Raw genomic sequence first — 19,138 nt, 5'->3', positions numbered from 1 at the left:
AAATCCTTGTAGTTGATCGGTTTTACCAGCAGGAATTATCCAATGGCTCTTATCCCCTACGCGCTGACGCGCCCGTTTTTATTTGGTCTGGACCCCGAGGCCGCGCACGAGCTGACGCTGGAATCGCTAGCGCGCACCCAGAGCTCCGCGCTGCGCTGGGCGTACGCCAGCACGCGGGTGAACGATCCGGTTGATCTGGCGGGCATCCACTTTCCCAACCGCGTCGGACTGGCCGCCGGGCTGGACAAGAACGCCCGCTGCATCGACGGATTGGGCGCGATGGGGTTTGGTTTTGTCGAGGTGGGTACCGTGACCCCCCTGGCGCAGGGCGGCAACCCCAAACCCCGCATGTTTCGCTTGCCAAAAGCACGTGCATTGATCAACCGGTTGGGTTTCAATAACGAAGGGCTGGCCGCTTTCGTCGCCAATGTTCAGCTGTCGCGCTTGCACCGCGAACGCACCGGTGCCGGCAATGCCAGTGGCACGCCGATGCGGCTGGGGCTCAATATCGGCAAAAATGCCGCCACGCCGATTGAGCGCGCCACCGACGATTACCTGACTTGTCTGGACGGCGTCTACCCCTATGCCGACTATGTGACGGTGAATATCTCCAGCCCCAACACCAAGAATCTGCGCAGCCTGCAAAACGACGCCGCGCTGGACGCCTTGCTGGGCGCGATCTCGGAGCGGCGCGAACGGTTGGCACAGCAGCAGGGCCGACGCATTCCGATTTTTTTGAAGATTGCCCCGGACCTGGACGCCGAGCAAATTGGCGTCATCGCGCAAACCCTGTTGCGCTACGGCAGCGACAGCACCGGCCAGGTCAATAACGCCTGGGGCGTGGTCGCCACCAACACCACGCTGAACCGCGATGCGGTGAAGGGCCTGGCGCATGCCGACGAGGCCGGTGGCCTGTCGGGTGCGCCAGTACTGGGTATGAGCAACCAGGTGGTGACGCAGTTGCGTGCAGCGCTCGGGCGGAAGTTTCCGATCATCGGCGCAGGCGGCATCATGAGCGCCGCGGATGCGGTGAGCAAAATCCGCGCCGGTGCCGATGTGGTGCAGATTTATACCGGGCTGATCTACCAGGGGCCAGCGCTGGTGCGCCAAGCCGCAATTCTGATAAGAAACACGTTCTAGCGCTTATCCAAATTCACTTTTATGCTACTATTTTAGGGAGCAAGCAGCGCTGCCACATGCTCACCAATCGCCAGCGACGCCGTCAGGCCCGGCGACTCGATGCCAAACAGATTGACCAGGCCGGGTACCCCATGACTGGCTGGCCCGGCAATCACAAAGTCAGCAGCGGGTGAACCGGGGCCGCTGATTTTGGGCCGTATTCCGGCGTAGCCAGGTTGCAAAGTGCCCTCCTGCAGGTCGGGCCAATAGCGGCGCACTTCGGCATAAAAGCGCTGGCCGCGTGCCGGATCCACCGCCAGATCCTCAGGCGAATCGACCCATTGCACGTCCGGACCAAATTTGGCCTGACCACCCAGATCAAGCGTCAGGTGCACACCCAACCCACCCGGCTCCGGCACCGGATACACCAGGCGGCTGAAGGGCGAGCGCCCGGCCAGTGTGAAGTAACTGCCTTTGGCGTAAAACGCCTGGGGCAGTTGCTGCGGATCAAGCGCGCGGCAGCTGGCAGCCAAGGTCAGCGCGTTAAGGCCGGCCGCATTGACCAGGCTTTTGCTTGCCACGACGGTACCATCAGTCATCTTCAAAACAATAGCACCCTGACGATACTGCATATGCGCCAAGGGCGAATTGAAGGCAATTTCACCACGGGCGTGCTGCAGATCACCCTGCAAACTCAGCATCAGCCCATGACTGTCAACAATCCCGGTCTGGGGCGACAGCAACGCCGCTTCACAGCGCAGTTGTGGCTCCAACTGCCGGGCTTGCTGTCGGGTCAGTGGCTGAAGCTCGCCTGCGCCGTTGGCAATCGCCTGGCGCCCCAGTTGCGCCAGTGCGTCAAGCTGCGTGACCTCGGTGGCGACAATCAGCTTGCCGCAGCGCCGATGCCCGATACCGCGCGCCGCGCAATAGGCGTAGAGCATGTCGCGGCCACGCACACACAAACTGCCCTTGAGCGAAGCGGCCGGGTAATAAATGCCGGCGTGAATCACCTCGCTATTGCGTGAACTGGTACCGGTGCCGATGCGGTCGGCCGACTCCAGCACCAGCACCTCGCGGCCGCCCAAGGCCAATGCGCGCGCGACCGCCAGCCCCACCACACCGGCGCCCACCACCACACAATCGAGCTGATCCAACTTGCACCCCTGTTGACGGGGTCGCGCGCCCGCGCGACCCTCGCGCAAATGATAGTTCAAGCCTGGCAGCAACCACAGTGACCGGGGCGACGGCCAACGCAAAGCGCCCCTCTATAATCTGTTTTTCCAGCTCCAAGAGCGTGCAGCTCGCCTCGACATGACCAAATTCGTCTTCGTCACCGGCGGTGTGGTGTCTTCCCTGGGCAAGGGAATCGCCTCCGCCTCACTCGCCGCGATCCTCGAATCGCGCGGCCTCAAAGTCACCTTGATCAAGTTGGACCCCTATCTCAATGTGGATCCGGGCACCATGTCACCATTTCAGCATGGGGAGGTGTTTGTCACGGACGATGGCGCAGAAACCGACCTGGATCTGGGCCATTACGAACGCTTCATTGAAACCCGCATGAAGAAGGCCAATAACTTCACCACCGGGCAGATTTACAAGAGTGTGCTGGAGAAAGAGCGCCATGGTGATTACCTGGGTAAAACGGTGCAGGTGATTCCCCATGTCACCAACGAGATCCAGAATTTCATCAAGCGCGGTGCCGGTGTCGACACGCCCGAGGCGGTCGATGTGGCCATTGTCGAAATTGGCGGCACCGTGGGTGACATCGAATCACTGCCGTTTCTGGAGGCGGTGCGGCAAATGAGCCTCAAGCTCGGTCCCAACAACAGCGCTTTTGTGCACCTGAGTTATGTGCCCTGGATCGCGGCTGCCGGCGAGCTCAAAACCAAACCCACCCAGCACACGGCCAAGCAACTGCGTGAGATCGGCATTCAGGCCGATGCGCTGATCTGCCGTGCCGACCGGCCGATTCCTGATGAAGAGCGGCAGAAAATCTCGCTGTTTTCCAATGTGCCTGACTGGGGCGTGATCTCGATGTGGGACGTAGACACCATTTACAAGGTGCCACGCATGTTGCACGAGCAGGGGCTCGACGGCCTGATTTGTGACAAACTGCGCCTGAACACGCCGCCGGCCAAACTCAAGCGCTGGGACGATCTGGTCTATGAACTGGCCCATCCACAAGGCGAAGTCACGATTGCCATGGTGGGCAAATACGTGGAACTGAGCGACAGCTACAAGTCGCTCAACGAGGCTCTGCGCCACGCCGGCATGAAAAACCATGTGCGGGTGAAGATCGAGTACATCGAATCCGAAACCATCACCGAAGACAGCGCAGCCAAGCTGGCCCGCTTCGACGCCATTCTGGTGCCGGGTGGCTTCGGCGTGCGGGGAGTCGAAGGCAAAATCTGTGCGGCGCGTTTTGCTCGTGAAAACAAGATACCTTACCTGGGCATCTGCCTGGGGATGCAGGTGGCCACCATCGAGTTTGCACGCCATGTTGCGGGCTTGAAAGAAGCCAACAGCACCGAGTTTGCGCCCCATTGTCCCAGCCCGGTGATTGCTTTGATCACAGAATGGAAAGACGCTGACGGCAGCATCAAAGTACGCAGTGAGGAATCTGACTTGGGTGGCACCATGCGGCTGGGCGCACAAAGCTCGGATGTCACACGCGGCACGTTGGCGCACAAGATTTATGGTGATGTGGTCACCGAGCGCCATCGCCACCGTTTTGAGGCCAATGTGAACTACCTGGACGCATTGCGCAAGGCGGGACTGGTGATTTCAGCGCTCACCCAGCGCGAGCATCTCACTGAGATCGTTGAACTGCCGCAAGACGTCCATCCCTGGTTTGTCGGTGTTCAGTTTCACCCCGAATTCAAGTCCACGCCATGGGCGGGCCACCCGCTGTTCAATGCCTTCGTTCGGGCGGCCCTGGACAATCAGTGCACCAGCGCACCCTTGAAAGCTGTGGCCTGATGAAACTGTGTGGCTTTGACATCGGCTTGCACCGACCGTTTTTTCTGATCGCCGGACCGTGCGTGATCGAGTCCGAGCAGTTGCAGATCGACACCGCCGGCACGCTGAAAGAGATCACCACGAGCCTGGGTATTCCGTTTATTTTTAAAAGCAGTTTCGACAAGGCCAACCGCTCCAGCGGCAGCACCTTTCGGGGCACAGGCATCGACCGTGGGCTGGAGATACTGGGCAAGGTCAAACGTGAACTTGGTCTACCGGTACTGACCGACATCCATTCTGAGAGCCAGATTGCGCAGGTGAGCGCCGTGGTGGATGTGCTGCAAACACCGGCTTTTTTGTGCCGCCAGACCGACTTCATTCGCGCTGTGGCACAAAGCGGCCTGCCGGTCAACATCAAGAAAGGTCAATTTTTGGCGCCCGGTGACATGAAAAACGTCATCGACAAGGCGCGCGCCGCTGCCCGCGAAGCCGGCCTGAATGAAGACAACTTTATGGCCTGTGAACGCGGTGCCAGCTTTGGCTACAACAACCTGGTCAGCGACATGCGCAGTCTCGCCATCATGCGCACCACCGGCGCGCCTGTGGTGTTTGATGCCACGCACAGCGTGCAGTTGCCCGGCGGTCTTGGCGGCAGCAGTGGCGGCCAGCGCGAGATGGTGCCGGTGCTGGCGCGTGCAGCAGTTGCCGTTGGCGTGGCCGGCCTGTTCATGGAAACCCATCCGAGCCCCGACCAAGCCTTGAGTGACGGACCTAATGCCGTGCCGCTCAAGCACATGAAGGCGCTGCTGGAGACCCTGCTGGCGCTCGATACCGTCACAAAAAAGTGCGGTTTTCTTGAAAATGACTTTTCTGTCTGATGCAATGCCAGCCTCGGCCAACCTGTTTTTCCTTTGTTTAACTACTGAAAGAAGCCAATGAGTGCAATCGTCGATATCGTCGGACGTGAAATTCTGGACTCGCGTGGTAACCCCACAGTCGAGTGTGATGTACTGCTCGAAAGCGGTACCATGGGCCGTGCCGCTGTGCCAAGTGGTGCTTCCACCGGCAGCCGCGAAGCCATCGAGCTGCGCGATGGTGACAAAACCCGTTACCTCGGCAAGGGCGTGCTCAAAGCGGTTGAGCACATCAACACCGAGATTTCCGAAGCTGTGCTGGGCCTGGATGCCTCCGAGCAGGCGTTCCTGGACAAGACATTGATCGACCTCGACGGCACGGACAACAAATCGCGTCTGGGTGCCAATGCGATGCTGGCTGTCTCCATGGCCGTGGCCCGCGCTGCCGCTGAAGAATCTGGGTTGCCGCTGTACCGCTATTTCGGTGGCATGGGTGGCATGCAGATGCCGGTGCCCATGATGAACGTGATCAACGGCGGTGAGCACGCCAACAACAACCTGGACCTGCAAGAGTTCATGATCATTCCGGTGGGCGCACCGTCTTTCCGCGAAGCCCTGCGTTACGGCGCAGAAGTGTTCCATGCCTTGAAGAAAATCCTGCACGACAAGGGAATCAGCACCGCCGTCGGCGACGAGGGTGGCTTTGCGCCCAAGGTCGAAGGGGGCCATGAAGCCGCCATCCAGCTCATTTTGCAAGCCATCGACAAAGCCGGTTTTGTGGCTGGCGAACACATCGCCCTGGGTCTGGATTGCGCCGCCAGCGAGTTCTACAAGGACGGCAAGTATCACCTGGAAGGCGAAGGCCTGGTGTTGAGCGCCCAGGAGTGGACCGACATGCTGGCTACCTGGGTCGACAAATACCCGATCATCAGCATCGAAGATGGCATGGCCGAAGGCGACTGGGATGGCTGGAAGGTGCTGACCGACCGCTTGGGCAAAAACGTGCAAATCGTGGGTGACGACCTGTTTGTCACCAACACCAAAATCTTCAAGGAAGGCATCGACAAGGGGATTGCCAACTCCATCCTGATCAAAATCAACCAGATTGGTACGCTGACCGAGACCTTTGCCGCCATCGAAATGGCCAAACGTGCTGGCTACACCGCCGTCATCAGCCACCGCTCGGGCGAAACCGAAGACTCCACCATCGCCGACATTGCCGTCGGCATGAATGCGGGGCAGATCAAGACCGGTAGCTTGAGCCGCTCTGACCGCATGGCCAAGTACAACCAGTTGCTGCGCATCGAAGAAGACCTGGGTGATGTCGCCAGCTATCCCGGCCGTGCGGCGTTTTACAACCTGCGCTAAATAGCACCCAGCATGGCCCGCCGCCTCGTCCCCGCCTTGCTGCTCGGCCTGCTGGTGTTGATCCACGCTCAGCTTTGGCTGGGCCGTGGCAGCCTGCCCCAGGTGGCGCAGTTGCAAAACGAACTGAATCTGCAGCAACGCCACAACCAGCAAGCCCAGATGGCCAACGGTCAGCTGGCAGCTGAAGTGCGCGACCTGAAAGAAGGTCTTGAAATGGTGGAAGAAAAGGCCCGCATGGAGCTCGATATGGTCAAAGCCAATGAGATCTATGTGCAGATTTCTCGTTGAAAATTCGGAAACAGCGCCACAAACTGCTTTTGCAGGACTAGAATTAAATTGTCTGCAGTGCTTCACCGGGCTCTATATATCCTTGAACCAATGCTCTGCGAGCTTGGGCTAGGAACATCGTGAAGCTGGCGTGATCGTCTCGCGTTAGATGAACCCAAGGCATCGCTGACCTGGCCCACCTGAACCCCGGTTCAGGTTGCGGGTCCGGTGGCACGGCAGACACCTTATCTACTTCTCCCTCCCCTTATGCCCTTTGAAGTCAGCCTGGTCATTGAGCTTGCCCTGTTGGGTCTGGTCACCGGGTTTCTGGCTGGATTGCTGGGTATCGGCGGTGGCATGATCATGGTTCCCTTCGTCAGTGCCATTCTGACTGGGCGTGGTGTGCTGACACCGCTGGCGATCAAAATGGCCATTGCCACATCGATGGCGACCATTGTGTTCACCTCCATTTCCAGCGTACGTGCACACCATCGCCGGGGTGCCGTGCGATGGGACATCGTCAAAGGTCTGGCACCGGGCATTGTGTTGGGAGCGGCCATCGCCAGTCTGGGCGTTTTTGCCGTGCTCAAAGGGTCGTCGCTAGCGCTGCTGTTTGCCGCATTTGTGGGCTTCTCGGCCACCCAGATGTTCCTTGATCGCAAACCTGCACCAACTCAGGCTCTGCCTGGCACCACCGGCTTGGTCGGTGCCGGCACCTTGATCGGCTTCCTGTCAGGTTTGGTTGGTGCCGGCGGTGGTTTTGTCAGTGTGCCTTTCATGGTCTGGTGCAATGTGGCCATTCATAACGCGGTGGCCACATCCGCGGCATTGGGTTTTCCAATCGCCCTGGCCAATGTGCTGGGCTATGTGGTCAGCGGATACAGTCTTCCCGATTTGCCAGCGTTTTCACTAGGCTACGTCTGGTTGCCTGCGCTGGTGGTGATCGCCAGCTGCAGTGTGATCACCGCGCCGTTTGGTGCCGCGGCGGCGCACCGGCTGCCCGTCAAGAAACTCAAGCGTGTATTTGCGTTGATTCTTTACCTGTTGGCGCTGTACATGGGTTATCGCGGCTTGACCGCGTGAAGAAGGCCTCAGTGTTTACCGGTTGATCCATAGCCGCCCTCACCCCGTGCGCTGGGCGGGAACTCGGTGACCACATTCAACCTGGCCTGCATGACTGGGACGATGACCAGTTGCGCGATGCGCTCCATGGGTTGCACGGTGAATGGCACATCGCTGCGATTCCAGACACTGACCATCAGCTGCCCCTGGTAATCGCTATCGATCAAACCTACCAGATTTCCCAACACGATGCCATGTTTGTGACCCAACCCTGAGCGTGGCAGGATGAGCGCCGCGTAAGCTGGGTCATTCAGAAACATGGCAATACCGGTCGGAACCAGTTGCCATGCATTGGCGACAAGCGTGAGTGGCTCTTGCAGGCAAGCCCGCAAGTCCAGACCGGCACTGCCTGAGGTGGCGTAGGTCGGCAACTGCCCGGCCATGCGAGGATCCAGAATTTTGACATCAATTTCCAGCATTATTTACCTTTAGCACTTATCCTTGTTGCGATTTCAGCTATCAATAATCTAGCTAGTGCACGTTTGCTCTGACGCGGCAATTCCGTGCTGCCGTGCGCATCCACCAACAACAGGCTGTTGTCGTCGTGGCCAAACGTCGCTGGTCCAATGTTGCCCACCAACAGTGGCACACCCTTGCGCAGTCGTTTGGCCTGTGCATTGGCCAGCAAGTCGTGGCTCTCGGCGGCGAAACCGACACAGAACATTGCACCGCTTTTGGCACGCCGGGATTGGGCCACTGTCGCCAGAATGTCAACGTTCTCAACAAAACGGATCAGCGGCGTTTCGCCGGTGCCGTCTTTTTTGATCTTCTGGTCGGCCAGCGTATCTGGCCGCCAATCGGCCACCGCAGCGGCCGCTACAAAGACCGTGGCGTGTTCGACCTGCTCAGACACCGCGGCAAACATTTGCGCTGCTGATTGCACATTCACCCGCCCAACGCCAGGCGGTGTCGCCAAACTGACCGGGCCGGCAACCAGGGTCACCGTCGCGCCGGCCTCAGCGGCCGCCGCCGCGATGGCAAACCCCATCTTGCCACTCGACAGATTGGTCAGTCCGCGCACCGGGTCAATCGCCTCGTAGGTCGGTCCCGCGGTGATCAACAGATGTTGCCCCCATAAAACTTTGGGCTGAAACAGGGAAATCAACGCATCCAACAACTGCTGCGGCTCCAACATACGTCCGTCACCGGTTTCACCGCAGGCCTGCTCTCCCGAGCCGACATCCAGCACCACCGCACCATCGTCAGCCACCTGCTGAAGATTACGCCGGGTGGCGGGATGGGTCCACATCTCACGGTTCATGGCCGGTGCCAGCAGCAAAGGCACACGGGAGGCTGGCCGCGCCAGACACATGAGACTGAGCAAGTCATCTGCTTGGCCCTGCGCCAGGCGGGCTGCAAAATCGGCACTGCATGGTGCAATCAATAATGCGCTGGCCGCCCGCGTCAGGTTGATGTGCGCCATGTTATTGGCCTCGCGTGCATCCCATTGCGACAGGACAACCGGTTGCTGACTCAGTGCCTGCATGGTCACCGGTGTGATGAACTGCTCGGCTGCTGCCGTCATGACCACCTGCACGCTGGCTCCGGCTTTCACCAGCAAACGGCACAGCTCGGCCGATTTGTAACAGGCAATTCCGCCCGTCAGGCCCAATACGATGTGTTTTCCGGCTAAATCTTTCATGCGCCGCAATGTAACACCGGCGTGCAGGAATTTCGGCACAATACCCGTCCGTCCGTATCAAATGCACTTGGGCCTGCGCCCGCCACCGAATATGTTCCTAGCCCCTGTCTCGCTTCGAGTTTTGACTGTCCTTGCACTGAGCCTGAGCTTGCAAGCCTGTGCCGTCGTAGCCGTTGCCGATGCGGCGGTCACTGTGGTGGCCACCGGGGTCAAAGTGGCGGCAAAAACCGTAGGGGCGGTGGTGGACGTTGTCGTCCCAGACAAATCAAACCAGGATTGAGCACCTCGACCCAAGCACCCTGCATGCGCCCTGCAACCCCCATTTACTCCCAACCTGAAGGTAATTTTCATGAAAATTGAGACTTTGGCCGTCCACGCCGGCTACACCCCCGATCCGACCACCAAGGCAGTGGCTGTGCCGATCTACCAGACGGTCGCGTATGCTTTTGACGACACTCAGCACGGTGCCGACCTGTTCGATCTGAAAGTGGCCGGCAATATCTACAGCCGCATCATGAATCCGACCTGCGGTGTATTGGAGGCACGTGTGGCCGCGCTGGAAGGCGGCATTGGCGCTCTGGCCGTGGCCTCCGGCATGTCCGCCATCGCCTACGCGATTCAGACCATCACCGAAGCGGGCGACAACATCGTCTCGGCATCGACCTTGTATGGTGGCACCTACAACCTGTTCGCACACACCTTTGGGCAAATGGGCATCGAAGTGCGCTTTGCCGATTACCGGGATCCGGCCTCGTTTGCGGCGCTGATCGACGAGCGCACAAAAGCGATCTACTGCGAATCAGTGGGCAACCCGCTTGGCAACGTCACAGACCTGGCGGCGCTTGCAACGGTAGCCCACGCTCACGGTGTCCCGTTGATCGTCGACAACACGGTACCAAGCCCTTACCTGTGCCGCCCCTTTGAACACGGTGCGGACATCGTGGTGCACTCCATGACCAAGTACCTGGGCGGCCATGGCACCACCCTGGGGGGCATCATTGTGGATTCAGGCAAATTCCCCTGGGCTGAGCACGCCAAACGATTCAAACGCCTGAATGAGCCAGATGTCAGCTATCACGGCGTGGTGTACACCCAAGCGTTGGGCGCAGCCGCCTACATTGGACGTGCCCGCGTGGTGCCATTGCGCAACATGGGCGCAGCTCTTAGCGCGACCGCCGCATTTCAGTTACTGCAAGGCATCGAAACGCTGCCGCTGCGCATGGACAGGATTTGCGACAACGCACTCAAAGCAGCCCGTTTTTTGCAGGCTCACAGCAAAGTGGGTTGGGTCAACTATGCAGGACTGACCGACCATCCAGACCATGCACAAGCCTGCAAATACCTGGGGGGGCGGGCCTCCGGCATCATCAGTTTTGGACTCAAGGCGCAAGACAGTCTGCAGGCAGGTGCACGCTTTCAGGACGCCCTTAAACTGTTCACCCGCCTGGTGAACATTGGTGACGCCAAATCGCTGGCGTGCCACCCAGCGTCAACCACGCACCGCCAACTCAACCCGCAAGAACTGGCCAAAGCCGGGGTAAAACCCGATATGGTGCGCTTGTCATTGGGCATCGAACACATCGACGATTTGCTCGAAGACCTGGAACAGGCGCTGGGCGCGGTTTGAGCACACCGGACGTTCAAGTGTTGCGACCCAGCAGGGCCATGCGCTCGCCGACAAACGAAAAGGCGAATGCCAGCGCCTCTCGGACCGACTCGTCGATCGCATGGCGCTCTTTTTCGGTCAGATAGAACATCATGTCGACATCATGGCGAACATAACGCGCTGGCAGACGATTGAGCGCCACACAGGCGACGTCGGCGAGCATGTCGGCGCTATAGTTCGGGTACTGCACGGCCTGCGAAGCCACATCCTCAAACACGATGCGTTCAAAATAGTTGTGGACCTGTTCAAAATTGATATTCATATCCGGCGTGTCGGTCACGGTACTGAGTTATTGAGGTGCCAACGGTAGCAGCTCATCAGCCCGGTGGCAAGACCTGCATTTCGAAATTTCTGGCGCTTATTGTTGACTAAATAGCTACAAAACATGTAGCATAGTATCATTTTGAGATATAGTTCACAAAAATTGATTTGAAGTTGTTGCGCTGACTCTGCTGTCCATGGCGCGTAGCAGCTGCCTGATGCCTGACCACCCACACCCCAAGGAGATTTGCCCTATGAGTTCAAAAGAAAATGCCGCCATTGGTCAATTGCTGAGTTTGCTCGAATCACGTTATGCCATTCGTGTTTTGTGGGCCTTACGTGATGGCCACCCGCAGACCTTTCGCCATTTGCAGGACAGTGTGGGCGGCATAACCCCCAATACGCTCAACACCCGGATCAAGGAGTTGCGCGAAGCGGAACTGATTACCCATGGCAACAAGGGTTACCTGGTGACGCCCAGTGGCGCCGACCTGCTCAAGCGCATGGGTGACCTCTCTGCTTTTGCCACCAAATGGGTTGCCAATCAGGCCAAAAAAACGGCCTGAACCGGCACTCACCGACCTACTTGAATTCCATCTCATCACCCAGCGATACCTGAATCATGACGACCACTGAATCCGGACTGAATTACGAAGACACACTTGTTGGCGAGGGCGATCTGGCCACCCATGGCAAGGAAGTCAAGGTGCATTACACCGGATGGCTGTACCAGGATGGTGTGCAGGGCAGCAAGTTTGACTCCAGTAAGGACCGCCAGAGCCCGTTTGTGTTCCATTTAGGTGCTGGCATGGTGATCAAGGGTTGGGATGAGGGTGTCGAGGGTATGCGTGTGGGTGGGGCTCGCACGCTGATTATTCCCGCCGCTTTGGGTTACGGTGCGCGCGGTGCAGGTGGGGTCATACCACCCAACGCCACTCTGAAATTTGACGTCGAGTTACTTGCCGTTCGCTGACCGCGAACTTTGGCCTCAGGCCCTGGTGTTTCGCCGGGGGGGGCACGCCGCCGCCGCAGTCGTGAAAAATGTGACGAAGGGTCTTGAAATGGCTTGTCGCGCCTCCAAGTCAAGTCATCTTTGTCTTTAAATACCCACCGAATGACCGACCCGAAATCACCCGCCTCCCAGAACGAGGCCAGTACCAGCGCCGTGCCAGCTGGCGCACCTGCGCCGCAAGACGCACAGAACATTGCTGATGCGCTGGCCAGCTATGAGACCCAGGCTCTGGAGAAGTGCCAGGCGGAACTCGCTGAATTGCAGGCCAAGAGCGCAGATCTGGCGGATCAGTTTTTGCGCGCCAAAGCGGACACCGAAAATGTTCGTCGCCGTGCCGAAGAAGACGTCTCGAAAGCCCGCAAGTTTGCGCTGGAGAGTTTTGCTGACAGCCTGCTACCGGTTATCGACAGCCTGGAAGCTGGGTTAACCGTCAAGGATGCCAGCCTGGATACCATCCGTGAAGGTGCCCAGGCCACCCTGCGCCAATTGCTGTCAGCACTGGAACGCAACAAGGTGATTGCCATCAACCCGACAGCCGCAACCCGGTTCGATCCGCATCTGCATCAGGCGATCAGTGTTGTGCCCTCGGACCAGGAAAGCAATACCGTGGTGACAGTTTTGCAGAAAGGCTACCTGATTTCCGAACGCGTGCTGCGGCCCGCGTTGGTGACCGTCTCGGCGCCAAAGTAAGTTCCGCAATCCGCTTGAAATGCGGCAAGTCATCCACACGTTATACACATCTGAAATTTAGGAGTTCATCATGGGAAGAATCATTGGCATCGATCTGGGCACCACCAACAGCTGCGTGGCCATCATGGAAGGAAACACCCCCAAGGTCATTGAAAACGCTGAAGGTGCACGCACCACACCGTCCATCATTGCCTACCAAGAAGATGGCGAAGTGTTGGTGGGTGCTTCTGCCAAGCGTCAGGCGGTCACCAACCCGAAAAACACTTTGTACGCCGTCAAGCGGCTGATTGGCCGCAAGTTCACTGAAAAAGAAGTACAAAAAGACATCGACCTGATGCCCTACAAAATTGCCGCGGCCGACAACGGCGACGCCTGGGTGGAAGTGCGCGGCAACCGCATGGCGCCACAGCAGATCAGCGCCGACGTGCTGCGCAAGATGAAGAAAACTGCGGAAGATTACCTGGGCGAAGCGGTGACCGAGGCGGTGATCACCGTGCCCGCTTACTTTAATGATGCGCAACGCCAGGCCACCAAAGACGCCGGACGCATCGCCGGGCTGGACGTCAAACGCATCATCAATGAGCCAACTGCTGCGGCGCTGGCCTTTGGCCTGGACAAGAACGAAAAAGGGGATCGCAAGATTGCGGTGTACGACCTCGGCGGTGGCACGTTTGATATCTCGATCATTGAAATTGCCGATGTGGATGGCGAAAAGCAGTTTGAGGTGCTCTCCACCAATGGCGACACCTTTTTGGGTGGCGAGGACTTTGACCAGCGCATCATCGACTTCATCATTGCCGAGTTCAAGAAAGAGCAAGGCGTTGACCTGGGCAAAGACGTGCTGGCCTTGCAGCGCCTGAAAGAAGCCGCCGAAAAAGCCAAGATTGAACTCTCCAGCAGTTCGCAAACCGACATCAATCTGCCCTATGTGACCGCTGACGCGTCCGGCCCGAAGCACCTGAACATCAAGCTCAGTCGTGCCAAGCTTGAGGCATTGGTGGAAGAGCTGGTTGAGCGCACCATTGCGCCCTGCCGTACCGCGATCAAGGACGCGGGCGTGAGCGTGGGCGACATCCATGACGTGATTCTGGTCGGTGGCATGACCCGCATGCCCAAGGTACAGGAAAAGGTCAAAGAGCTGTTTGGCAAAGAGCCACGCAAAGACGTGAATCCTGATGAAGCTGTGGCCGTGGGTGCTGCCATTCAAGGTCAAGTGCTCAGCGGCGACCGCAAGGACGTTTTGCTGCTTGACGTCACGCCGCTGTCGCTGGGCATCGAGACGTTGGGTGGTGTGATGACCAAAATGATCACCAAGAACACCACCATCCCGACCAAGTTTGCGCAAACTTTCTCGACTGCCGATGACAACCAGCCTGCGGTGACCATCAAGGTCTACCAGGGCGAGCGCGAAATCGCCACGGGTAACAAGCTGCTGGGCGAGTTCAACCTCGAAGGCATTCCGCCAGCACCGCGTGGCTTGCCGCAGATTGAAGTGTCGTTTGACATCGACGCGAATGGCATTTTGCACGTGGGTGCCAAAGACAAGGGCACCGGTAAAGAAAACAAGATCACCATCAAGGCCAATTCGGGTCTGAGCGAAGCCGAAATTCAGCAGATGGTGAAAGACGCCGAACTGAACGCTGCCGACGACAAGAAAAAACTCGAACTGGTGCAAGCCCGCAACCAGGCCGAAGCCAGCATGCACAGCGTCAAAAAGAGTCTGACCGAGTACGGCGACAAGATTGATGCCAGCGAAAAAGAAAAGATCGAGGCGGCCATGAAAGACCTCGAAGAAGCCCTCAAAGGCAGCGACAAGACGGCTATTGAAGAGAAGAGTAATGCGCTGATGACCGTGAGCCAGAAACTCGGCGAAAAGATGTACGCAGATATGCAGGCCAAGGAAGGCGCAGCGGCACAAGCCTCATCGGCGGGCGGCCAGGCAACCGGAGATTCCGCAACGCAAGGCGCCAGCGCCGCGCAGGACGACAATGTGGTTGACGCTGAAGTCAAAGAAGTGAAGAAGTCCTGATTTGCGGACTTGATTTCTGTTGTTGACCCAAACAACTTGCGCCGCGTTGATCGCCTTGTGCCGTCAACGCGGCGTTTGTATTGCAACCAGGCACGAATAGACCATGGCTAAACGAGATTACTACGAGGTTTTGGGCGTACCCAAAAACGCCTCTGAAGACGAAATCAAAAAGGCATATCGCAAACATGCGATGAAGCATCACCCCGACCGCAATCAGGGTGATGCGGCCAAGGCAGCCGAAGAAAAGTTCAAGGAGTGCAAAGAGGCGTACGAGATGCTCTCCGACCCGCAGAAACGCGCGGCTTACGACCAGCATGGCTTTGCCGGCGTTGACCCGAACATGCGCGGTGGACCCGGTGGTGCCGAAGCCTACGGTGGTTTTGCTGAAGCCTTTGGCGACATTTTTGGCGACATGTTTGGCCAGCAACGTGGGCGCGCCGGTGGTGGCCGTCAGGTTTACCGGGGGAGCGACCTGAGCTACGCCATGGAGGTCACCCTCGAAGAAGCCGCAGCAGGCAAGGACGCGCAAATTCGCATCCCCAGCTGGGACAACTGCGACACCTGTCACGGCAGCGGTGCCAAGCCGGGCACCCAGGTCAAGTCGTGCGGCACCTGCGGTGGCAGCGGGTCGGTGCAGATGCGCCAAGGATTTTTCAGTGTGCAGCAGACTTGCCCCACCTGCCGTGGCACAGGCAAGGTCATACCAGAGCCCTGCCCGGCCTGCCACGGTCAGGGCAAGATCAAGAAACAAAAGACACTGGAAGTCAAGATTCCGGCCGGCATCGACGGCGGCATGCGCATTCGCAGCGCGGGCAACGGCGAGCCGGGCACCAACGGCGGCCCACCGGGTGACCTGTACATTGAAATTCGCCTCAAAAAACACGACATTTTTGAGCGCGATGGCGATGATCTGCATTGCTCGGTGCCGATCAGCATCATTACCGCGACCCTCGGTGGTGAGATCGATGTGCCGACGCTGGCCGGCAAAGCAGCCATCGATATCCCGGAAGGTACCCAAACCGGCAAGCAGTTCAGGCTGCGTGGCAAGGGCATCAAGGGTGTTCGCTCCAGTTACCCCGGCGATTTGTACTGCCATATCCTGATTGAGACGCCGGTCAAGCTGACGGAGCACCAGCGCAAGCTGTTGCGTGAACTTGACGAATCGCTGAAAAAGGGCGGTGCCAAACACTCTCCGACCGGTGACAGTTGGACCGATCGACTCAAGAGTTTTTTCAGTTAACCTCACTTTTCTGCGCGAGCCTCAGCGTCGCGCCCCATGGGCCGCGCAATAATCTTCGGATTGCGCGGCATTTTCTTTGCAACTCAGGAGGAAACCCATGGGCGTCAGCATCACATTTTTGGGCGGCGCCGGCACGGTGACCGGATCCAAGTACCTGGTCAAACACCTGGACCGTAGCGTGCTGGTGGATTGCGGCCTGTTTCAGGGCTACAAACAGTTGCGCCAGCGCAATTGGACGCCCTTGAGCATTGCCCCCGGCCAGTTGGATGCGGTGGTACTGACCCACGCCCACCTGGATCACAGTGGGTATTTGCCGCTTCTGGTCAAAGAAGGTTTTGCCGGCCACGTCTACGCCACGCCCGGTACGCGCGACCTTTGCCGCATCCTGCTGCCTGACAGTGGCCACATCCAGGAAGAAGACGCTGAGTTTGCCAATCGCCACCAGTTCAGCAAGCACGCACCCGCACTGCCCCTGTACACCCAGCAAGACGCGTTGGACGCCTTGCCATTGATCAAGACAGTGGCATTTGGCAAGAGTTTCACACCCATTCCTGGTTGGAAGTTCAGCTTTTCGGCCGCAGGGCACATTCTGGGTGCCGCCAGTGTGCTGCTGGAACTGGCAGGTCGACGCATTTTGTTCTCCGGGGATCTGGGGCGACCAGATGACCTGATCATGAGCCCACCCGAAGACGCGCCACAAGCGGATACGGTCCTGATTGAGTCGACGTATGGTGACCGCACCCATCCGCACGAAGACATGTTGGCAGAGTTGGCACCTGCCCTGCATCGTGTCGCCAAGCGCGGTGGTGTAGCAGTGGTACCGGTTTTTGCCGTCGGGCGGGCGCAAGCGCTGCTACACGCCATCCATCTGTTGAAAGTCAAGGGCGAGTTGCCAAATTCGCTGCCCGTCTTTTTGGACAGCCCGATGGCGGTCCACACGACCCACCTGTTTGAAAGCCATCCGGGCGAACACCGCCTGAGCAAGCAAGACACCCGAGCCTTGACCCACCATGCCACCATGATCAACAGCACCGATGAATCGCGCGCATTGGCCAGCCGCCACGGCCCGATGGTCATCCTGTCGGCCAGCGGCATGGCCACCGGTGGTCGCGTGCTGCACCACCTGGCCCATTACGCCAGCAACCACCGAAACATGATCATCCTCACCGGATACCAGGCACCTGGCACCCGAGGTGGCACGCTGGCCAGCGGTGCCAAAACCGTGCGTATCCATGGGCGCGATGTCGAAGTCAATGCCGAGGTGGTGCAAATGCAGTCGGCCTCGGCCCACGCGGACGCTAATCAATTGCTGGCCTGGTTGCGCACCATGCCAGGGGCACCCAGTCAGGTATATGTGGTGCACGGAGAAGCAGGTCCCGCCGATACCCTGCGCAGCCGTATCCTGCGCGAACTCGGTTGGCGTGCGCAGGTGCCGGAACAGGGATCGACCTGGCCAACCTAAGATACTCCATGATTGATAGCTGAGAACCTTGCCAATCAAGCACGCAAAGGCAAAAGAACCGAAAGCTACTTAAGTCTGGGTCGCAGGCGTGTGCGACGATTGGCTCTTGCGCATGCGCCGCAGGATCAGTTTGGCATATGGCAGCCAGGCTTGACGCCGCCAGCGCCACCACATCAAGGCACCCCTCACACACTCATCCAGCACATATGCCATCCAGATTCCGGGCAGGCCAAACGTGCGCCCCAGCAAATAGGAACCCACGCCAAGAAAGAGCACGATCGACGCAGATCCTGCCAGCACCGGAAAGTGCACGTCACCGGTCGCCCGAAGCGCACCCACCAGCACCAGGTTGAAAACCCGCCCCAGCTCCAGCATCACCGACAGCCAAAGCAGGGTTTGCGCCGTTTCGATGATCACCACATCACGGGTAAAGATCTGCATCCACCAGGGAGCCACCAATGCCGCGAAAATCACCAGTGCACCCGACGCCAGCAAGCCGTTGCGCACCGCCTTGCGGACCATGCGGTCGGCTTCACGCAGACGCCCGGCCCCCACCAGACGGCCGACCATGATTTCACAGGCCCAGCCCAGCGCGATGCTGATCAGGGCCACGTACTTGAGCGTTTGCAGCGTGTACGAATGGGTCGCCAGCGCGGATACCCCAAGGCGAGCCGTGGCCGACAATGACACCAGAAAGGCCATCCGATACATCAACTCGTGTGCGGCTCCCGGTAGACCAATGTGCAAAATTGGCCACAGTTTGCTGCCCGATACACGCCAGCCATGGTGCCAGGTGGGGCGAAACCCCATTCGTGAACGCCACAGCCAGATGTGCAGACTCAGGCCGATGCTACGGCTGATCATCCAGGCGACGGCATAACCGTTGAGCCCCCAGCCCGCCCAAGCACCCCAGCCACGCATGAACAAAAATGCCAGCAACAGGTGACTGCCATGCATGGCCAGCATGATCCACAACGACTCGCGTACATACAAATGCGCCCGCAACACCGCGGCCATGCACAGATTGCAGGCTTCGAGCACCATGCTGGGTGCCAGCAAAGCCATATAGAGTGACGCCTGTGGCCTCAACTCAACCGGGGCATTGAGAATATCCAGCGTCAACTGGTCACCCAGCAGCAACCAGGAAGCAACCGCCAGACCCGCCCAAGTGCTGGCACCCACGGCGGCAAAGGCTATTTCACGCGCTTGATCAGGCTGGCCGCCCCCCAGGCGCTGTGTGACCAGGATACCCGTGCCAATTGCCAACACACGAAACACCACAAACAGGGTTTCGAGCACTTGTTGGGTCAGGCCAAACGTGCTGGCGGCTGCATCCGAGGTATGCGATGCCAGGTATAGACCCGTCATCGCCACGCTGATACCCAGCAGAAATTCCCCGACCAGCGGCAGGGTCACCTTGCTCAGGCTGGGCCGGGTGTTGCCCAAGC

General features: G+C 58.7%; 19 protein-coding genes. 14 read left to right on the top strand and 5 right to left on the bottom strand.

The window, feature by feature from the left end:
- Positions 1–42: 42 nt before the first annotated feature.
- Entirely contained in the window at positions 43–1,140 is a 1,098-nt protein-coding gene (locus KBF66_RS01610) for a quinone-dependent dihydroorotate dehydrogenase (RefSeq protein ID WP_296651091.1), read from the top strand.
- A 32-nt stretch (positions 1,141–1,172) separates the two neighbouring features.
- Here KBF66_RS01610 and KBF66_RS01605 read toward each other — a convergent pair whose 3' ends face one another.
- Complete coding sequence (locus KBF66_RS01605; protein ID WP_296651086.1) at positions 1,173–2,273, bottom strand: NAD(P)/FAD-dependent oxidoreductase; 1,101 nt, start codon at positions 2,271–2,273, stop codon at positions 1,173–1,175.
- A gap of 157 nt (positions 2,274–2,430) precedes the next feature.
- Between KBF66_RS01605 and KBF66_RS01600 the strand changes: the two genes are divergently transcribed.
- The 5 genes from KBF66_RS01600 to KBF66_RS01580 all read left to right on the top strand — a co-directional run bounded on the left by KBF66_RS01600 (position 2,431) and on the right by KBF66_RS01580 (position 7,649).
- Positions 2,431–4,098 carry a CTP synthase gene (locus KBF66_RS01600; RefSeq protein WP_296651081.1) on the top strand — a complete coding sequence of 556 codons (1,668 nt, stop codon included), beginning with the start codon at positions 2,431–2,433 and terminating at the stop codon, positions 4,096–4,098.
- Positions 4,098–4,955, top strand: coding sequence for a 3-deoxy-8-phosphooctulonate synthase (gene kdsA / locus KBF66_RS01595; protein WP_296651178.1), 858 nt, complete (start codon positions 4,098–4,100; stop codon positions 4,953–4,955). The genes KBF66_RS01600 and kdsA overlap by 1 nt, the downstream gene beginning before the upstream one ends.
- Positions 4,956–5,012: 57 nt before the next feature.
- A complete protein-coding gene (gene eno / locus KBF66_RS01590; protein WP_296651076.1) occupies positions 5,013–6,299 on the top strand; it encodes a phosphopyruvate hydratase in 1,287 nt (428 codons plus the stop codon).
- Positions 6,300–6,311: 12 nt separating this feature from the next.
- Positions 6,312–6,587, top strand: coding sequence for a septum formation initiator family protein (locus tag KBF66_RS01585; RefSeq protein ID WP_296651072.1), 276 nt, complete (start codon positions 6,312–6,314; stop codon positions 6,585–6,587).
- Between the two features lie 246 nt (positions 6,588–6,833).
- On the top strand, positions 6,834–7,649 hold the full coding sequence (locus KBF66_RS01580) for a sulfite exporter TauE/SafE family protein (RefSeq protein WP_296651069.1): 816 nt from the start codon (positions 6,834–6,836) through the stop codon (positions 7,647–7,649).
- Positions 7,650–7,657: 8 nt separating this feature from the next.
- Here KBF66_RS01580 and dut read toward each other — a convergent pair whose 3' ends face one another.
- Entirely contained in the window at positions 7,658–8,104 is a 447-nt protein-coding gene (gene dut, locus KBF66_RS01575; RefSeq protein ID WP_296651176.1) for a dUTP diphosphatase, read from the bottom strand.
- Positions 8,105–8,106: 2 nt separating this feature from the next.
- Positions 8,107–9,330, bottom strand: coding sequence for a bifunctional phosphopantothenoylcysteine decarboxylase/phosphopantothenate--cysteine ligase CoaBC (gene coaBC, locus KBF66_RS01570; RefSeq protein WP_296651066.1), 1,224 nt, complete (start codon positions 9,328–9,330; stop codon positions 8,107–8,109).
- A gap of 121 nt (positions 9,331–9,451) precedes the next feature.
- Here coaBC and KBF66_RS01565 point away from each other — a divergent pair, with 121 nt between their 5' ends.
- Positions 9,452–9,610: a hypothetical protein gene (locus KBF66_RS01565; protein WP_296651064.1), complete on the top strand. Its 159-nt coding sequence runs from the start codon at positions 9,452–9,454 to the stop codon at positions 9,608–9,610.
- 69 nt (positions 9,611–9,679) lie between these two features.
- Positions 9,680–10,957, top strand: a complete 1,278-nt coding sequence (locus KBF66_RS01560) for an aminotransferase class I/II-fold pyridoxal phosphate-dependent enzyme (protein ID WP_296651061.1) — start codon at positions 9,680–9,682, stop codon at positions 10,955–10,957.
- Positions 10,958–10,970: 13 nt separating this feature from the next.
- Here the strand turns inward: KBF66_RS01560 and KBF66_RS01555 are convergent, their stop codons facing one another.
- Positions 10,971–11,258 carry a late competence development ComFB family protein gene (locus KBF66_RS01555; protein ID WP_296651058.1) on the bottom strand — a complete coding sequence of 96 codons (288 nt, stop codon included), beginning with the start codon at positions 11,256–11,258 and terminating at the stop codon, positions 10,971–10,973.
- Positions 11,259–11,511: 253 nt separating this feature from the next.
- Between KBF66_RS01555 and KBF66_RS01550 the strand changes: the two genes are divergently transcribed.
- The 6 genes from KBF66_RS01550 (at position 11,512) to KBF66_RS01525 (ending at position 17,690) form a co-directional block, all read left to right on the top strand.
- A complete protein-coding gene (locus tag KBF66_RS01550) occupies positions 11,512–11,823 on the top strand; it encodes a winged helix-turn-helix transcriptional regulator (protein WP_296651055.1) in 312 nt (103 codons plus the stop codon).
- Positions 11,824–11,879: 56 nt separating this feature from the next.
- Positions 11,880–12,230 carry an FKBP-type peptidyl-prolyl cis-trans isomerase gene (locus KBF66_RS01545; protein ID WP_296651052.1) on the top strand — a complete coding sequence of 117 codons (351 nt, stop codon included), beginning with the start codon at positions 11,880–11,882 and terminating at the stop codon, positions 12,228–12,230.
- Between the two features lie 141 nt (positions 12,231–12,371).
- Positions 12,372–12,959 carry a nucleotide exchange factor GrpE gene (gene grpE, locus KBF66_RS01540; protein WP_296651048.1) on the top strand — a complete coding sequence of 196 codons (588 nt, stop codon included), beginning with the start codon at positions 12,372–12,374 and terminating at the stop codon, positions 12,957–12,959.
- Positions 12,960–13,029: 70 nt separating this feature from the next.
- Positions 13,030–14,988 (top strand): molecular chaperone DnaK, encoded by a 1,959-nt coding sequence (gene dnaK, locus KBF66_RS01535; protein ID WP_296651044.1) that lies wholly within the window; start codon positions 13,030–13,032, stop codon positions 14,986–14,988.
- A gap of 103 nt (positions 14,989–15,091) precedes the next feature.
- Complete coding sequence (gene dnaJ / locus KBF66_RS01530; protein WP_296651040.1) at positions 15,092–16,228, top strand: molecular chaperone DnaJ; 1,137 nt, start codon at positions 15,092–15,094, stop codon at positions 16,226–16,228.
- Positions 16,229–16,325: 97 nt separating this feature from the next.
- Positions 16,326–17,690 (top strand): MBL fold metallo-hydrolase, encoded by a 1,365-nt coding sequence (locus KBF66_RS01525; RefSeq protein ID WP_296651037.1) that lies wholly within the window; start codon positions 16,326–16,328, stop codon positions 17,688–17,690.
- Between the two features lie 69 nt (positions 17,691–17,759).
- Here KBF66_RS01525 and KBF66_RS01520 read toward each other — a convergent pair whose 3' ends face one another.
- A complete protein-coding gene (locus KBF66_RS01520) occupies positions 17,760–19,136 on the bottom strand; it encodes an MATE family efflux transporter (protein WP_296651033.1) in 1,377 nt (458 codons plus the stop codon).
- Between the last annotated feature and the right edge of the window lie 2 nt (positions 19,137–19,138).

The organism is Rhodoferax sp. (assembly GCF_018063565.1).
GTDB lineage: Bacteria > Pseudomonadota > Gammaproteobacteria > Burkholderiales > Burkholderiaceae_C > Rhodoferax.
This window is presented reverse-complemented; position numbering and strand designations above follow the sequence as displayed.

Bases quoted from the DNA above. Each gene is read 5' to 3' on its own strand.
- KBF66_RS01560 (WP_296651061.1), top strand. From the start codon at position 9,680: ATGAAAATTGAGACTTTGGCCGTCCACGCCGGCTACACCCCCGATCCG.
- KBF66_RS01555 (WP_296651058.1), bottom strand. From the start codon at position 11,258: ATGAATATCAATTTTGAACAGGTCCACAACTATTTTGAACGCATCGTG.
- KBF66_RS01550 (WP_296651055.1), top strand. From the start codon at position 11,512: ATGAGTTCAAAAGAAAATGCCGCCATTGGTCAATTGCTGAGTTTGCTC.
- KBF66_RS01585 (WP_296651072.1), top strand. From the start codon at position 6,312: ATGGCCCGCCGCCTCGTCCCCGCCTTGCTGCTCGGCCTGCTGGTGTTG.
- kdsA (WP_296651178.1), top strand. From the start codon at position 4,098: ATGAAACTGTGTGGCTTTGACATCGGCTTGCACCGACCGTTTTTTCTG.
- dnaJ (WP_296651040.1), top strand. From the start codon at position 15,092: ATGGCTAAACGAGATTACTACGAGGTTTTGGGCGTACCCAAAAACGCC.
- KBF66_RS01580 (WP_296651069.1), top strand. From the start codon at position 6,834: ATGCCCTTTGAAGTCAGCCTGGTCATTGAGCTTGCCCTGTTGGGTCTG.
- KBF66_RS01600 (WP_296651081.1), top strand. From the start codon at position 2,431: ATGACCAAATTCGTCTTCGTCACCGGCGGTGTGGTGTCTTCCCTGGGC.
- grpE (WP_296651048.1), top strand. From the start codon at position 12,372: ATGACCGACCCGAAATCACCCGCCTCCCAGAACGAGGCCAGTACCAGC.
- eno (WP_296651076.1), top strand. From the start codon at position 5,013: ATGAGTGCAATCGTCGATATCGTCGGACGTGAAATTCTGGACTCGCGT.
- KBF66_RS01610 (WP_296651091.1), top strand. From the start codon at position 43: ATGGCTCTTATCCCCTACGCGCTGACGCGCCCGTTTTTATTTGGTCTG.
- KBF66_RS01545 (WP_296651052.1), top strand. From the start codon at position 11,880: ATGACGACCACTGAATCCGGACTGAATTACGAAGACACACTTGTTGGC.
- dnaK (WP_296651044.1), top strand. From the start codon at position 13,030: ATGGGAAGAATCATTGGCATCGATCTGGGCACCACCAACAGCTGCGTG.
- KBF66_RS01525 (WP_296651037.1), top strand. From the start codon at position 16,326: ATGGGCGTCAGCATCACATTTTTGGGCGGCGCCGGCACGGTGACCGGA.
- coaBC (WP_296651066.1), bottom strand. From the start codon at position 9,330: ATGAAAGATTTAGCCGGAAAACACATCGTATTGGGCCTGACGGGCGGA.